At 67.4% G+C, this 734-nt stretch carries 1 protein-coding gene; it reads left to right on the forward strand.

Annotation, left to right across the window (positions count from 1 at the left end):
* A partial coding sequence (locus KBI52_RS01130) for an ABC transporter substrate-binding protein (protein ID WP_210804821.1) occupies positions 1 to 734 on the forward strand: 734 nt, incomplete at both ends.

Genomic DNA, 734 nt, shown 5'->3' on the forward strand with positions numbered 1-734 from the left:
CAGCAGAACGGCGACACGGTGGCGGGCAAGAAGATCCAGCTCATCGTCAAGGACGACACCGGCACGGCCGACGTCACCAAGCGCCTCGCCCAGGAACTCATCGTCAACGACAAGATCGCCGTCATGGCGGGCTTCGGCCTCACGCCGCTCGCCCTCGCGCCGGCGCCTCTGGCCACCCAGGCCAAGGTGCCCGCCGTCGTGATGGCGGCCGCCACGGCGACCATCACCGAGGCCTCGCCCTACATCGTGCGCACCAGCTTCACCCTGCCGCAGGCCACCGTGCCCATGGCCGACTGGGCGGCCCAGAACGGCATCAAGAAGGTCGCGACGCTCGTGTCGGATTACGGGCCGGGCATCGACGCCGAGAAGGCGTTCACCACAGCCTTCACGGCCAAGGGCGGGCAGGTGGAGAACCTGCGGGTGCCGCTGGCCAACCCGGACTTCTCGCCGTTCCTGCAGAAGGTGGCGGACGCCAAGCCCGACGCCCTGTTCGTATTCGTGCCGTCAGGCATCGGCGCGCAGTTCATGAAGCAGTTCGTGGAACGCGGCCTCGACAAGAGCGGGATCAGGCTGATCGGCCCCGGCGACGTGACGGACGACGACCTGCTCAACAACATGGGCGACGTGGCGCTCGGGGCGATCACGACCCAGCATTACTCGGCAGCCCATGACAGCCCGGAGAACAAGGCCTTCGTGGAGGCGTTCAAGAAGGCCAACAACGGCATGCGGCCGAA

It is taken from the genome of Microvirga sp. HBU67558, from assembly GCF_018069605.1.
Taxonomy (GTDB): domain Bacteria; phylum Pseudomonadota; class Alphaproteobacteria; order Rhizobiales; family Beijerinckiaceae; genus Microvirga; species Microvirga terrae.